Below are 14,194 nucleotides of genomic sequence, written 5' to 3'. Positions count from 1 at the left end.
TTGAATTATTAAGATATCTATCACACTGCACATGGTTATTTAGGTCTACGCTTTTACCCGTGTTAATAACTTATTAACTTCGGAGCGTAATCCATGTTAGGTATCCAGCTTTCTGCTGTTCTCTCTTTGTTACTCTTTTCTACGGTAGCAGGTGCTGCCACTTCTCAGTTGGGAGAACCACTCAAGCTCACCAACTCATTCGCTGGCTACCTATCCCTAACCATTTTCGTTGTCGCCTACATCGTGGTGATGATGGAAGAGTACCTAAAGCTCCGAAAATCCAAGCCAGTGTTACTTGCGGCAGGCCTGATCTGGATAATCATTGGTTTTACCTACCAAGAACACAACCTTGTTGAAGTGGCTAAACAAGCGCTCGAACACAACTTACTGGAATACGCTGAGCTCTTACTATTCCTACTCGTCGCCATGACCTATATCAGCGCCATGGAAGAGAGAAGACTGTTTGATGCGCTGCAAGCATGGATGGTGGGCAAAGGCTTTAATTTCCGCTCTCTGTTCTGGCTAACCGGTATTCTGGCCTTCTTTATCTCACCGATCGCCGACAACCTCACCACAGCTCTATTGATGTGCGCCGTGGTTCTGAAAGTCGCAGGATCTAACCCTAAATTCGTTAACCTAGCCTGTGTGAACATCGTGATAGCCGCTAACGCTGGCGGCGCATTCAGCCCATTCGGTGACATCACAACGTTGATGGTGTGGCAAGCTGGCTATGTAAGCTTCAGTGAGTTCATTCCCTTGTTTATTCCTTCAGTGATGAATTACCTCGTCCCTGCCCTGATCATGTCCTACTTTGTTCCCACAACCCAACCCGACACGGTGCATCAACACGTTGAATTAAAACGCGGTGCAAGACGCATCGTGTTGTTGTTCATCATGACCATCGGCACTGCGGTTGCTTTCCATGCCGTACTCCACTTCCCTCCAGTAATGGGCATGATGATGGGGCTGGCATATCTACAGTTCTTTGGCTATTTCTTGCGTAAGACCTTGCCAAATTCTCTGGCGAAGAAAAAAGCGGTCGCAATTGCCAACAATGATGAGGGGGCATTGAAGCGACTCGGTTCAGTCGTGCCCTTTGATGTATTTCGAAGAGTGTCGCATGCCGAATGGGACACGCTGTTGTTCTTCTACGGCGTGGTGATGTGTGTCGGTGGCTTGAGTCTGCTTGGATACTTGGAGCTTGCCTCTGGCGTGATGTACAGCCAATGGGATCCAATTTGGGCCAACATCATGGTGGGGATCTTATCTGCGATTGTCGATAACATTCCGGTGATGTTTGCGGTGTTATCGATGGAGCCTCAAATGTCGATGGGTAACTGGCTACTGATCACCTTAACCGCAGGCGTTGGCGGCAGCTTGTTATCTATTGGTAGTGCGGCAGGTGTGGCGTTAATGGGCGCGGCGCATGGCAAATACACCTTCTTTGGCCACTTGAAATGGATGCCAGTGATCATGATTGGCTATGCCGTCAGTATCGCTGCGCACCTATGGCTTAATGGTGGGCTTTTCTAATTCGGAGATCTTTTCTAATTCGAACTGTTTTTCAGAGGCTTCTCAACAAGTGTCCAGACGTTACTCAATTGTATCGCTGGGCATTGGTTGCAAGTTAACATCTCGCCCTGATGTTGAATGCGCATAACCAGTCTAGAGTCAGTTCGGCTGCTTCCAGAATTGAACTCAATGGTGATCAAGTCATCATCGACACGATAGGTTCGAGTCACGGAATTGTCCGTTGTTTGATAAGTCACTTGCCCAGATTCAAAAAGTAGATAACTGTCATTATCTGCGTTCTCATACATACCTTTGAACAGAGCAAGCTGTGGAACCTCGAAAGGTCGACTGGTATCAGTTAAACAACCTGTCAGCAACAATGCAGAGCTACAGCCAAATATTAGTGAGGGTAATCTATTCATTTGGGCATCCTTGCCTAGAGAACATAGTCAAAGAATATGCAACCAAATCGATATTTTCCAGAAAGCGTTGATTTTAATGCAAAGTCACATTTTAAGAACCACTCGCCTTCACCATGAGTAATACGTGATCTTCAGTCAGCATCTCGACAGGCTCATTGCCAAATCGCTTTCTAGTCTTGCTCTCTTCCTTCTATCACCAATAAGCGCTGTTTACGTTCTACGCCACCTGCATACCCGGTCAGCTTGCCATTTTTACCAATCACACGGTGACACGGCACAATCACTGAAACCGGATTTTTGCCATTCGCCAAACCCACAGCACGAACGGCTTTCGGGTTGCCTATCGCATCAGCCAGTTGTGCATAGCTCCAAGTCTCTCCATAAGGAATGGTCGTCAGCGCCTGCCAAACCGACTGTTGAAATGGCGTGCCCTTGGCTGCGATCGGCACAGAAAACTGAATAGCTTCGCCTGAGAAATAGCGATTAAGCTGCTCGATAGCCAATGCAAAGATCGGAAAGCTATCATCTTGAGCACCCAACTGTTCCGGCTTGGTGGTATGTGTCTCGAACCAAAGGCCGAGCAAGCCTTCATCGTTCGCCTGTAACGTCACGGTTCCCAATGGGCTCTCATAGTAAGTAAATCGGTTAGTCATAATCTCTCCTAGCCTGGTAATGCAGATGTTTGCGGATTGCTGATATTGGTGGATTGTTCTTTCTATTAAGACTGATTCCAACAGTGGAACGTGGCGTAACTACCCCAAGGCGAAACGCTCTCTGTGTTGATGGCGGGGCGATGCTCAATAAACTTCTTCACCACCAAGTCACCAACCAACAAATGATTGGGTTCGCTTAACCCGCGAAGCAGTGCATATTGAATCGTCCAAGGCCCAATCCCTTTTAGCTCAATCCATTTGGAAGGATGCTCAGCTTCATTGTCGACCATGTATTCGGCAAAACGCTTTAGGGTCTCTTTGCGGCTTCCCGGCATTCTCAAGAAGCTAACATCAGCCTGCGCTATCTGTTTCGGTGTTGGGAAGCTGGCTTTCTCATATTCATCAGAAAGCTCTTTGACCAATAAGTTAAGTTGACCAATCGCCGCCGTTACCGAGACTTGCTGCCCGAGAATCGCTCTTACTCCGGCTTCCCAAGCACTCCACACGCCAGGAATACGGATGCCACTCTTAGCCACCAAGTTAGGATCGATAGTCGTAAAGAACGTCTCGACCTTGGCAATATCGACATCAAGATCAAACATACGGCGTATATTCGCAATCAAGCTTCTTAATTGGCTTATATCATCCAACTCAAATTCAATATCCAAGCGGTTCTCTTTAGCTAAAGTCGCCTTAAACCAACCCTTTGACCCATTCACATTTACCGAACGCTTATAATAATCTTCGCCAACATCTTCTAAACCCTCAATCATTCTTCGTCGATAGAAACTCAACAAGTGGTTCCAATCTAAGGGTCCATTAAAACCAAGCTGAATATGATTACTCAGAGTGTCACTTGGTTTCGATCGCCTAATTTGGCTTGGCGAAAGCTGCAGTTCTTTTTGAAACGCATCATTAAAACGGCGCGTGCTATTGAAGCCACTTGCAAAGCCAACATCCGTAATACTCATACTACTGGTATGCAGCAACTGCTTGGCGAACATCAATTGGCTGTACAGACTATATTGCTTGGGTGACACACCGATGTAATTGTCGAATAAGGTTCGCAAGTAACGATCGGAAATACCTAACCGCGTTGCAAGGTCGACGATAGATCCTGAATTCAGTGCGCCATTATCAATCAACTGCATCGCACGCAAGAAAGTGGTTTCGACGCCCTTCCAAGCTGGCGAAAAAGGCGCGCTGTCTGGTCGGCAACGTAAACAAGGACGATACCCCGCTTTCAATGCTTGAGCTTGATGGGAAAAATATTCGACGTTTTCTTCTTTGGGCGGACTTGCTGGGCAAATCGGGCGACAAAAAATTCCTGTCGTTTTCACCGCTGTAAAAAACATCCCATCAAAGCGAACATCTCGTGCATATCGAGCCAAATGGCACTGTTCACTGGTTAAGGTGCTGTTGTGATTGATCTTTTTCGACATGCCGTACTCTTCCCATTTGCGATAGCGTTTGATCCGATACCTAAAAGTTTACCGTGAACCACCATTGTCGCTAGCCACTTTCGGAAGCGAAGGTCAGATAAATCACAAAAAAGGGTTTTAATTTTATTCAATTCGACTAAATTTAACCTAGAGAAGGCATTCTTCTCACAACGTCAACGATCGGTACTTAGCACGCCAAGATGCAGAGACCTATCGAATATAAAAAGGAAAAGGCTATGGTTCTACACACATGTCGTATTGTTTTATCAAATCAACAGGTTCTCACCAGTCAATCAGTCGAGCAGTCTCTAAGCTTTCTTGAAGACAAAGCGGACAACGGGATTTCTATGATCGAGATTGACGCAACGGATGGCAATCAAATCCATTCGTACATGTCACACTCTCTTGAAGAGTCTATTGAGAATCTAATGAATCTCTAGAATTTTCGAAGAATAGTGCTTTGAAGTGATAGGGCTTTTAAAAAAGGCTACACATACCAGGCTTAAACGATATTTATGGAATTAGAAACGATCTCTAGTTCCGAAAAGAAGTACATTTCTGGTTTAAAAACAAAAATGGCTCCCAACTATACAACTAGTTAGGAGCCATTTTTTATTGAATCTAATCAACAAAGCCATTACTTACCGCGAATGCCGTTACTCAGGCGCTTGTTCAGCGGCTTGCTGCAGTGTGTAAGCCGTCGATGGGTCAATCTCGTTAACCAACTTCTCAACCTGCATGATCGCATCAACCGAAGTACTGCTTTTACGGTAACTCAGATAAATTGGGCGATACCAGTCTTCAACCCCTTTCACCTTATGCAGCTGACCCGAATCGATAAAAGGTTCGACTAGAGACACCGGAAGATACGCACTGCCGCCTTTCTCTAAAATGAAATCGAGGGCGATACGCGCTGTAGAGGTGCGTAGATAAGGTGCTGGCACTTTAGGGTGACGTTCTGCATGCTCAGAACCAAAACGTGTTCCCCAATCCACATACACATACTTATGTTGGAATACAGATTCCAGATCATCTTGCTGCGTTGATACCAACACCAAAACCAAGTCAGCGACTTTTTTACAGTTCAGCTCTTCCGCTTTGATCTGATCGAACGCGAAAGCCATATCTAAGGTTCGTTCTAACAAATTACGGTTCAGTTGCTCGCGCCCCATCACCTCTGCCATAAAGCCGTAACCACCAAAAGAGTCCGTTACCACACTTAAACAGTTTTGTAGATACGCATCCCAAATATTCGGCGTGCCGCCCAGCGTTAACTGCAAGGCTTTACCACTCTCTAACGACAGCTCAAATTTGGCTTGTTGTAGGGTGGACACCATCACTTCGGCATAACCAATCAAACGTTCACCGGAAGATGTGAGTTTGATGTTATTGCGGTCACGAATGAAGAGTTGAGTATCAAAATAGCCTTCAAGCTGTTTGATCCGCGCACTCACCGCCGCTTGTGTTAAATACAAGTTTTCAGCTGCACGCCCAAAATGGCGCACCCTTGCAACCTCAAGAAAGGTTCTAAATACTTTCACATCCATCAAATACATCTCTGTAATAAATCTGCTAACTAGCCGATCTAGGATTGTTTATCGTAAAGGCAAAAACGTTTTGTTTCCTATTTTAGCCTTTTAACAATATTTTCGCGTGAGCAATAAACACTAATTTCTATCTAACCACATTACTGAGGCTGATATGTCTGAGACCGAATTCCGACACGGAAAAAAACGTTTTTATGACACCATTAAATTCCCGAGAGGGTTCGCTAAGTCGGGTGATTTTACTCTTTCAGAAGAGGAAATCCTAACCTTGTTTGGTGACACTATGCTTGCACTTGAAACTGGTGAACTAGCACCAATCAATGCAGAAGAAAAACACTTCATTAAAGTGTTGTCTCACCCTCATAAGGCAAAGTCCAAGTTAGAGCGTGTTTGGTTGAAGTACATTCAACTGGCTCGTGGACGCCGTCGCTTTCACACCCTAAACGGCTGCAAACGCGGCGAAGTGCCTAGGGAAGAATACGAAAGTGAGTTAGTGTTAGAAGATTAGTAAAATCGCTCAAAGTGATACCTCATCACTTTGGGCTTTTTTTTGCCTTCAAACACATCTTCTTTGTAATTGGTAAGTTTAGCCAACCTGTCCATTTTTACCAATATTTATATACAATTCATAGCGATAGCGTGACTAAAACACAGCTCTCGTTCAATCTTATGGGTATTCATCCCACTGAGATTCATCGTTATTCATCCTGCCCCTGTCTTTTATCACGATAGCGCTCCATTGCCATCATTATTTTTCTAGCTTCAACTATGCTATCAACGCTTGTTTATACGCCGAAACACGTTAATACACCAAAGTTCGTCAATGGCTCGAGCGACGCCATTATCGCAAAAGCGTATCAAAACATAGAAACACACCAACCCTTTCAGGTGCTGAATTAGATCGATATTGCTGTATATGACAAACGTATTAATCTTGTTTAACGCCACCAAATATCCATACAATAATTGTGCAATTTTGAGAGTTCCAGTCACAGTTACGACTAAAAAAGCAAAAACTTGACCTAAAACAATAGCGGAACTGGATAACTTATTTTATAATGCGAATTAATGTTTCAGAACACTATAAAATTTTATTTCTAGGGGCAAAATCAATGAGACTTATTCCATTAAGCAACAAAGCAAAAGTAGGTAAATGGGCTGCTCGTCATATCGCAGATTCGATCAACAAATTCGCTCCAACTGCTGAGCGTCCATTTGTACTAGGTCTTCCTACTGGTAGCACACCTCTAACTACTTACGCTGAGCTAATTGAACTTTACAAAGCTGGCGAAGTAAGCTTCAAGCACGTTGTAACATTCAACATGGATGAGTACGTTGGTATCGAACCAAACCACCCAGAATCTTACCGCACATTCATGCACGAGAACTTCTTCAACCACGTTGATATCCAAGCAGAAAACATCAACCTGCTAGACGGCAAAGCTGAAGACATCGATGCTCACTGTGCAGCATACGAAGAGAAAATCCGTTCATACGGCAAAATCAACCTGTTCATGGGTGGCGTAGGCATCGACGGTCACATCGCATTCAACGAACCAGGTTCTTCTCTATCTTCACGTACTCGTATCAAAACGTTGACTGAAGACACTCGTATCGCGAACTCTCGTTTCTTCGATGGCGACATCAACCAAGTTCCTAAATACGCACTAACTATCGGTGTTGCGACTCTTCTAGATGCTGAAGAAGTGATGATCCTTTCTCTAGGCCACAACAAAGCTCAAGCGCTTCAAATGGCTATCGAAGGTTCTGTAAACCACATGTGGACTGTTACAGCTCTACAGATGCACCGTAAAGCTATCATCGTTGCTGATGAGCCAGCTCAACAAGAGCTAAAAGTTAAGACTCTACGCTACTTCCAAGAGCTAGAAGCTGAGAACATCCAAGACCTATAATTCCTATAGTCTTGAATAGCAGGGCGTTTTTAATAAAGAGAGCGTCTTGAATAGAAAAAGCCACTGAGTGTGGCTTTTTTTGTGCCTGTTGATTTTGTATTTAATGGGGAGAGGTATCGGATATTTTTAGAGGAACAAAAACAACAAAGCGATTTCTCCAACGAGAGAAACCGCCATCATTTTAAACTTTGTATTGAAACGAATGAACAGCTACAAGATGTGTAGGATGTTAAACAAGATAAGCAGGGCTGCAAACTAGAGCTAAGAGCTCAGTGCGTTATCTCGGCATAGGGTAGTAATAATGTCAGTGATAGCCAATACGATCGTCGACTTCACTTTTTGATTATGTCGCCCCAAGAACATTTCAAGCATTGGGCCAGACATCGTTTCCACCATCTCCGCGTCATATTCGATAGGCATAATACGCTGAATCGCGTGCACCTTGTTGAGCTCAAATATCACATCAACTTCTGTGAAGCTGGTGTCTTCACCCTGTATTTTTGCCCACTCTTTCAAGGTAACGAAAACCTCGAGATCGTCGTAGAGTTCTTTACTGATCACGCCAAGCCCGAGTAGCAACTTAGCACGAATCATGATCTCGCCTAACGGCCCACCACTGTTGAGAAGTGGCTCGACAACGAACTTAATTGCAGTGTCGTCTTTCTTAAAGATGTTTTTTAATACGGCATCTACCGTGTCGTCCAATGCATCGTAAGCAGCCATTAGGCAGGCGCCAGCACTCTCAGCTTCCGAAAGGGCTTCAAGTAATTCAGTTTCATGGCTTGTTTGTATTGGCATAACGGCTCGACAATAAGAAAGTGCCACTGGTGTGGCACTTTGATGGTTTATCATTTCAATGCTAGATAAGCTTCTTCCGCTAGTTTAACAACTTCTGAGTCACTATTCAGCTCAGAATAATGCGCTAATGTCTCAGCAAAGCCTTTTTCTGCGAACATTGCTTGAAGTTCAACCGCTTGAGGGTCGTCTTCGTTCTTGTAATGGAACGCAGCAGCGATTGCTTTTACTAGGTGAGCATTCGGTAGGCCGTACTCTAATGTACCGTTTAGAGGCTTAACTAGGCGGTCTTGCGGGCTCAGTTTACGAATTGGCTGACGACCAACGCGGTCTACTTCATCACGTAGGAACGGGTTAGCAAAACGACCTAGAATCTTTTGGATGTAGGCAGCGTGAGCTTCTGGATCAAAGCCGTAACGCTTAATCAGAACCGCACCACTCTCTTCCATCGTTGCCGTTACTTCAGCACGGATTACGTCATCTTCGATAGAGTCTTTGATTGTCTCGTGACCTGCAAGGACACCAAGGTATGCCGTTACCAAGTGACCTGTGTTTAGCGTGAACAGTTTACGCTCAACGAAAGCCATTAGGTTGTCAGTGCATTCCATACCTGGGATGTTTGGAATCTCACCTTTGAATTGTGTTTGGTCTACGATCCACTCGCTGAACGTTTCAACCGTTACCGCTAGAGGATCTGTTTCGCCCGCTTCTGCCGGTGGAACAATACGGTCAACCGCAGAATCAACAAAACCAATGTGCTCTTCAGTGAACGCTTTCATTTCATCAGAAAGGTGCTCTAACACTGCTGCTTTTAATTGGCTAGTACCGCGAACCATGTTCTCTGCCGCGATGATGTTCATTGGTGCAGTGTTGTTTGCTGCTGCACGATTTTCAATACCTTGAGCGATAGACTTAGAGATGATTTTAAGAACCGTAGGGCCCACTGCAGTCGTCACAAGATCAGACTCAGCAATGCAATCTACGACTGCGCTTGTCGCTGAGTTTACTGCTGTCACGTTCTTAACAACTTCGACAACACACTCTTCGCCAACAATCTTAACTGGGTATTCTTGGCGTTCAATTAACGCATTTACAACCGTTTCATTTACGTCAGCAAACGTAACCTTCATACCAGCATCAGAAAGAAGCTTACCAATGAAACCACGACCGATATTACCTGCACCAAAATGTAACGCTTTCATAATTTTGACCTTATAAATATTTGAATCTAGATAGCTAACTACTCAACAACATGCCTTGACGATGTGCCCTAGGCATTAAGCAGTAAGCTATTCAGACTGAATCTTGTTAGAAAGATTAAGACCGAAAATGAGGCCAGTAGGGGGATACCGGCCTCCTTCACTCAGGAGCTTGACTAGAGCTTTTTAGTTTCCGTTGAGAATACGTAGAACATCAGCAGGGTTTGTTGTGTTCTGTAGGCATTCCACAGCTTCTTCATCATCGAGTGAATTGGTAATAGCCATCAGCACCATGTTGTGCTCATCGCCTTGTGCGGCAATACCGATAACCATCTTCGCGATATCATCTTCATCTTCGCCCCATTGAATACCTTCAGGGTACTGACAGAAAACGATGCCGGTTTTTTGTACGTACTGTTTCGCTTCGATTGTGCCGTGTGGTACTGCGATAGACTCACCTAGGTAAGTAGACACAAGCTCTTCACGAGCAAACATGCCATCTACATATTCTGGTGATACGTTGCCAAGTTTTACTAATTGTTCGCCAGCAAACTTGATTGCGTCTTCTTTTTGAGTCGCTTTAAGGCCAAGGAAGATGCTGTCGTCAGTGAGTGCAAGCTTGTTGCCTTCTTGCGCTGGAGCTGCTGCAGGAGCCGGAGCTTCTACTTTCGCTTCGCCACTTTGAGCATCGACAAGCTCAGCAACTAGTTGGTCGTATACGCCGCCGTCTAGGAAGTTGCTTAGAGACATATGCATCGCACCTGGCACAGTGCTACGAGCACGGTCTGTTAGGTCTTTATGCGTAATAACGATTTGCGAATCAGCCGGTAGGTTGTTGATTGCGTAGTTGGTTACTTCAATGTCTAGGCCAGCTGTTGCTACTTTCTTACGTAGTAGACCTGCACCCATTGCACTTGAACCCATACCCGCATCACACGCTACATAAACTGCTTTTACATCCGCTAGGTTTACGTTTGCTTCTGCTGCTGCACCTTTAGAAGACGCTTTCATGTCTTTCATTTGTGCAGAAGCTTTTTCTAGAGAGTCTTCGTCGTCATCTTGAGCTGAAGTTTTAAGCAGAATTGAAGCCACTAAGAAAGATACTGCTGTTGCTGCGATAACTGACAAGACAACACCGATGTAAGAGCCTTTTGGCGTCATCAGTAAGATTGCGAAGATAGAGCCTGGTGATGCTGGAGAGATAAGGCCAGAATCGAACATTACGTTAGTGAATACACCCGCCATACCACCTGCGATTACCGCAAGAATTAGACGTGGGTTCATTAGTACGTAAGGGAAGTAAATTTCGTGGATACCACCTAGGAAGTGGATGATAGATGCACCAGCAGCAGATTGCTTCGCGCTACCTTTACCAAACACCATGTAAGCAAGTAGAAGACCAAAACCAGGACCTGGGTTTGCTTCGATTAGGAAGAAGATAGAGCGACCCATCTCTTCAGATTGCTGGATACCTAGTGGAGAGAAGATACCGTGGTTGATTGCGTTATTTAGGAATAGAATTTTCGCAGGTTCAACAAAAATAGATGCTAGAGGTAGTGCACCCGCTTCTACCATTGCGTTTACGCCAGCCGCAAGTCCGCCAGACAGAATCTTAACCGCAGGACCAATCACGATGAACGCGATGATCGCACAGATCATGCCGATGATACCCGCAGAGAAGTTGTTCACTAGCATTTCGAAACCACTCTTCACTTTACCGTGAACAGCTTCATCGAATTTCTTAATTGCGATACCACCTAGTGGACCTACAATCATTGCACCCATGAACATTGGGATATCAGTACCAACGATAACACCCATTGTTGTGATAGCGCCCACTACCGCACCGCGGTCACCACCAACCATTTTACCACCGGTGTAACCAATCAATAGTGGCAGTAGGTATGTAATCATAGGACCAACCATTGATGCTAACGTTTCGTTAGGCCACCAACCCGTTGGGATGAATAGTGCAGTAATGAAACCCCACGCAATAAATGCGCCGATGTTTGGCATTACCATATTGGATAAGAAACGACCAAAGTTTTGAACCTTAATCTTTGCTTCTGGTGATAACATAGGTAGAACCCCGTAGTGTATTGGTTGGTCAAATGACCGAAAGTGTGTACTCAAAAGTCGATTAAAATGTATCACAACATTTCCAAAATGCACCCTAGCCCAACTTTCGTGACAGCTATCACACACGAAAAACACTTTCGGGTTAACAAGCACACCTTAGATCACAAAAACACCATGAATTTAAATTACAAAGCCAAATTAATGAGAATGGATATCATTAACACACGATCGGGATCACATTTTATTTTGTAATACTTAAAAATAAATAGTGATCAAAATCACACTTAGTAAAATATAGCATCTAAGATCTATATAAACCGTATAAAAGAACATCGTGTCACGTATATAAAATATGCAGCGAGATGAGTAAAATCACTATAAATGTAATTTAATTACAGATTGAGCTACATTTTGCTAAAAATACAAAACGAGACCTAACGCTCTACTAAAAACATAGACCACTGAACTGCAGTTAGTATTGATAGATGTGATATGGTATTTACCAACGCTATCGCATCATATATATCTCCAACACCCATCAGCTGATGACTCCGCTATTTGAGAAAAGACTATGTCAGACAAAATTTCCACATCCGCACTCGCTAAACAAAAAGGCATAGAAGCTAAAGCTTTATTTAGCGATCTAAAAACAGCGGGCTATATAGTGCGTTCACAAGAGCGTTGGATTCTCACAGAACGGGGAGAAAGCTTTGGTGGGGAATATGTCGAACACAAGAAGTTTGGTGTCTTTATTGTCTGGCCAGAGAAACTACTTATCGATTTGGACTCATTCTCAGGAAAAACACTAACTGCGACTCAACTGGGTAGTGCTTTTCAACTTAGCGCAAAGAAGATCAACTTATTGCTCAATGAACTTGGTTGGATAACAAAAGAAGAAGACGGTTGGCATGTCACCTCTACAGGCTTAAAAGCCGGTGGTGAACAAAGAGAAGATAAAGCGACTCAAAACTTATTCGTGGTATGGCACGACTCACTGGTTCGCAATAAACGTTTGAAGCAGTCTGTTGTTGAATTCCTAGGGCATGATGCTGAAAGCCACTCGACCGATGTGTCATTCTCCAGTTTTCGTCAGAAATTTGAGGCGAAGCACCGAAGCTTAGATGGGCATTATGTTCGTTCAAAGGGAGAACTGATCATCGATAACTGGCTTTATATGGCAGGAGTGGTTCATGCGTACGAGCGTCCGCTACCAATATCAAAAGAAGTGATCAGCGATTTTTATCTACCAAGTGGCAAAGTATACATCCAGTTCTGGGGAACCGATTCTGCGCCAATCGCCGAAGATAAACGTGAAGCGACGAGAAAAATCTATGAAGATCATGGTTTTGGTTTAATCGAAATTACGCCAGAAGATATCCCCAACCTAGACAGCGTACTTCCGCCATTATTGCGCCAATATGGTATCAAGGCTTACTAAGCTACTGAATCTAGAGATTCCACCTCCATTAAGATCACATTTATCGAATCATTATGGACATTATTAACCATAGTGATTTGATATGTTCGCTATTTTTCCCGAGTCATTCTTCTATTATCTTACACCCATCGACTTGAGCTACCGCAGATACTCGATTTATTGGGGCATGTTCGATAACTATTTAGACGTTCAATCTATAGAGATTCGTTTAAATTCGTTATCCGTTTATTGTTGACGTGACTGAACATAAAACCCTACAACATTTATTATTGATAGATATTAGGATTCAACATGACTCATCCAATCATTACTGATCTAAACACTCGTTACACAGCTAAAAAATACGATGCAGAAAAACGCATCTCTGCGGAAGACATGGAAGTAATCAAAGAAGCACTTCGCTTGTCAGCTTCTTCTATCAACTCTCAGCCTTGGAAATTCATCATCATTGAGAGTGACGCAGCAAAACAACGCTTCCACAATACTTTCGAAAACATGTTCCAGTTTAACCAACCACATGCGAAAGAAGCGTCACACACGATCCTGTTTGCTCACGATCCTAAGTACACTAAAGAGAAATTCGCGAAGCGTGCTGATACAGAAGTAAGCTCTGGTCACCTACCAGCTGAAATGTACGAGCAATTCTTAGGTGCTTACGCATTCGCAGAAATGAACACAGACGAAACAGGTTTCAACGGTAACTGGACTAAGTCTCAAGTTTACATCGCACTAGGTAACACACTGCACACACTAGCTCGCCTAGGTATCGCTTCAACACCTATGGAAGGTGTAGATGCAGCTATGATCAGCGAAGAGTTTGCTGACGAACTAGAAGGTCACATTGTTGATGTAGCGCTAGCTATCGGCTACCACAAAGACGGCGAAGACTACAACTACGGCAAACCAAAAGCGCGCCTAGCTCTTGATGAAGTCATTACTACGCTGTAATAGACACTGATCTGTAATAGCTGACACAAACAAATCGCACTGCTTTATTTGGCCAGACGCTCGCTGGCCTTTTTTATATCTGTTATTTATCCAAGCCACTACCCACCAAAAAGTCATAAAGACACATTAAATTCAATATGATTACAAAAACCAACAAGTCATAAAGACACAAATTAGAGCTCAAAAAGCAAACAAACACAATTAAAACAACAATTTAAAAATGTGGCACGACTAGTGCAATGAGAG

13 protein-coding genes are annotated in these 14,194 nt (G+C 43.9%); 6 read left to right on the top strand and 7 right to left on the bottom strand.

The genetic code is table 11. The features are described from left to right. Nucleotides 1–93: 93 nt before the first annotated feature. Nucleotides 94–1,533: a sodium:proton antiporter NhaD gene (gene nhaD, locus MSG34_RS04180; protein ID WP_248336362.1), complete on the top strand. Its 1,440-nt coding sequence runs from the start codon at nt 94–96 to the stop codon at nt 1,531–1,533. Between the two features lie 14 nt (nt 1,534–1,547). On the opposite strand, the gene MSG34_RS04175 is transcribed toward nhaD, so the two are convergent. The 3 genes from MSG34_RS04175 to MSG34_RS04165 all read right to left on the bottom strand — a co-directional run bounded on the left by MSG34_RS04175 (nt 1,548) and on the right by MSG34_RS04165 (nt 4,029). After that, nucleotides 1,548–1,934, bottom strand: a complete 387-nt coding sequence (locus MSG34_RS04175) for a hypothetical protein (protein WP_086773968.1) — start codon at nt 1,932–1,934, stop codon at nt 1,548–1,550. Between the two features lie 170 nt (nt 1,935–2,104). Next, nucleotides 2,105–2,587 carry a methylated-DNA--[protein]-cysteine S-methyltransferase gene (locus MSG34_RS04170; protein WP_248336361.1) on the bottom strand — a complete coding sequence of 161 codons (483 nt, stop codon included), beginning with the start codon at nt 2,585–2,587 and terminating at the stop codon, nt 2,105–2,107. A gap of 65 nt (nt 2,588–2,652) precedes the next feature. Beyond that, nucleotides 2,653–4,029: an AlkA N-terminal domain-containing protein gene (locus tag MSG34_RS04165; RefSeq protein WP_248336360.1), complete on the bottom strand. Its 1,377-nt coding sequence runs from the start codon at nt 4,027–4,029 to the stop codon at nt 2,653–2,655. Between the two features lie 236 nt (nt 4,030–4,265). Here MSG34_RS04165 and MSG34_RS04160 point away from each other — a divergent pair, with 236 nt between their 5' ends. Beyond that, nucleotides 4,266–4,469, top strand: coding sequence for a hypothetical protein (locus MSG34_RS04160; protein ID WP_017061519.1), 204 nt, complete (start codon nt 4,266–4,268; stop codon nt 4,467–4,469). A 216-nt stretch (nt 4,470–4,685) separates the two neighbouring features. On the opposite strand, the gene MSG34_RS04155 is transcribed toward MSG34_RS04160, so the two are convergent. Beyond that, nucleotides 4,686–5,576 (bottom strand): LysR family transcriptional regulator, encoded by an 891-nt coding sequence (locus MSG34_RS04155; protein WP_029405267.1) that lies wholly within the window; start codon nt 5,574–5,576, stop codon nt 4,686–4,688. Between the two features lie 154 nt (nt 5,577–5,730). Here MSG34_RS04155 and MSG34_RS04150 point away from each other — a divergent pair, with 154 nt between their 5' ends. Further along, the gene (locus tag MSG34_RS04150; protein ID WP_019819999.1) at nt 5,731–6,084 is read left to right on the top strand and encodes a DUF413 domain-containing protein; all 354 of its coding nucleotides are present in this window, start codon (nt 5,731–5,733) and stop codon (nt 6,082–6,084) included. Between the two features lie 604 nt (nt 6,085–6,688). Further along, the gene (gene nagB, locus MSG34_RS04145; RefSeq protein WP_019819998.1) at nt 6,689–7,489 is read left to right on the top strand and encodes a glucosamine-6-phosphate deaminase; all 801 of its coding nucleotides are present in this window, start codon (nt 6,689–6,691) and stop codon (nt 7,487–7,489) included. Between the two features lie 261 nt (nt 7,490–7,750). Here the strand turns inward: nagB and MSG34_RS04140 are convergent, their stop codons facing one another. From MSG34_RS04140 to MSG34_RS04130, 3 genes are all read right to left on the bottom strand, one after another. Then, nucleotides 7,751–8,287, bottom strand: a complete 537-nt coding sequence (locus MSG34_RS04140; RefSeq protein ID WP_017065079.1) for an MltR family transcriptional regulator — start codon at nt 8,285–8,287, stop codon at nt 7,751–7,753. A gap of 50 nt (nt 8,288–8,337) precedes the next feature. Next, nucleotides 8,338–9,486, bottom strand: coding sequence for a mannitol-1-phosphate 5-dehydrogenase (locus MSG34_RS04135; protein WP_248336359.1), 1,149 nt, complete (start codon nt 9,484–9,486; stop codon nt 8,338–8,340). A 183-nt stretch (nt 9,487–9,669) separates the two neighbouring features. After that, complete coding sequence (locus tag MSG34_RS04130) at nt 9,670–11,562, bottom strand: PTS mannitol transporter subunit IICBA (protein WP_017072359.1); 1,893 nt, start codon at nt 11,560–11,562, stop codon at nt 9,670–9,672. 571 nt (nt 11,563–12,133) lie between these two features. Here MSG34_RS04130 and MSG34_RS04125 point away from each other — a divergent pair. Together MSG34_RS04125 and MSG34_RS04120 are read left to right on the top strand one after the other, a co-directional pair. Beyond that, a complete protein-coding gene (locus MSG34_RS04125; protein ID WP_248336358.1) occupies nt 12,134–13,000 on the top strand; it encodes a glycerol kinase in 867 nt (288 codons plus the stop codon). Between the two features lie 291 nt (nt 13,001–13,291). Next, nucleotides 13,292–13,948, top strand: a complete 657-nt coding sequence (locus tag MSG34_RS04120; protein ID WP_048610277.1) for a nitroreductase family protein — start codon at nt 13,292–13,294, stop codon at nt 13,946–13,948. The last annotated feature ends 246 nt before the right edge of the window (nt 13,949–14,194 follow it).

The sequence above is a fragment of the Vibrio sp. 1CM2L genome (assembly GCF_023161695.1).
GTDB classification, from domain to species: Bacteria; Pseudomonadota; Gammaproteobacteria; order Enterobacterales; family Vibrionaceae; genus Vibrio; species Vibrio coralliirubri.
The sequence above is the reverse complement of the archived record's forward strand: the minus strand, read 5'-3'. Positions and strand labels throughout refer to the sequence as shown.

What these genes read in the sequence shown, in the direction of transcription:
- nhaD (WP_248336362.1), top strand. Translation starts at nt 94, where the DNA reads ATGTTAGGTATCCAGCTTTCTGCTGTTCTCTCTTTGTTACTCTTTTCT.
- MSG34_RS04175 (WP_086773968.1), bottom strand. Translation starts at nt 1,934, where the DNA reads ATGAATAGATTACCCTCACTAATATTTGGCTGTAGCTCTGCATTGTTG.
- MSG34_RS04170 (WP_248336361.1), bottom strand. Translation starts at nt 2,587, where the DNA reads ATGACTAACCGATTTACTTACTATGAGAGCCCATTGGGAACCGTGACG.
- MSG34_RS04165 (WP_248336360.1), bottom strand. Translation starts at nt 4,029, where the DNA reads ATGTCGAAAAAGATCAATCACAACAGCACCTTAACCAGTGAACAGTGC.
- MSG34_RS04160 (WP_017061519.1), top strand. Translation starts at nt 4,266, where the DNA reads ATGGTTCTACACACATGTCGTATTGTTTTATCAAATCAACAGGTTCTC.
- MSG34_RS04155 (WP_029405267.1), bottom strand. Translation starts at nt 5,576, where the DNA reads ATGGATGTGAAAGTATTTAGAACCTTTCTTGAGGTTGCAAGGGTGCGC.
- MSG34_RS04150 (WP_019819999.1), top strand. Translation starts at nt 5,731, where the DNA reads ATGTCTGAGACCGAATTCCGACACGGAAAAAAACGTTTTTATGACACC.
- nagB (WP_019819998.1), top strand. Translation starts at nt 6,689, where the DNA reads ATGAGACTTATTCCATTAAGCAACAAAGCAAAAGTAGGTAAATGGGCT.
- MSG34_RS04140 (WP_017065079.1), bottom strand. Translation starts at nt 8,287, where the DNA reads ATGCCAATACAAACAAGCCATGAAACTGAATTACTTGAAGCCCTTTCG.
- MSG34_RS04135 (WP_248336359.1), bottom strand. Translation starts at nt 9,486, where the DNA reads ATGAAAGCGTTACATTTTGGTGCAGGTAATATCGGTCGTGGTTTCATT.
- MSG34_RS04130 (WP_017072359.1), bottom strand. Translation starts at nt 11,562, where the DNA reads ATGTTATCACCAGAAGCAAAGATTAAGGTTCAAAACTTTGGTCGTTTC.
- MSG34_RS04125 (WP_248336358.1), top strand. Translation starts at nt 12,134, where the DNA reads ATGTCAGACAAAATTTCCACATCCGCACTCGCTAAACAAAAAGGCATA.
- MSG34_RS04120 (WP_048610277.1), top strand. Translation starts at nt 13,292, where the DNA reads ATGACTCATCCAATCATTACTGATCTAAACACTCGTTACACAGCTAAA.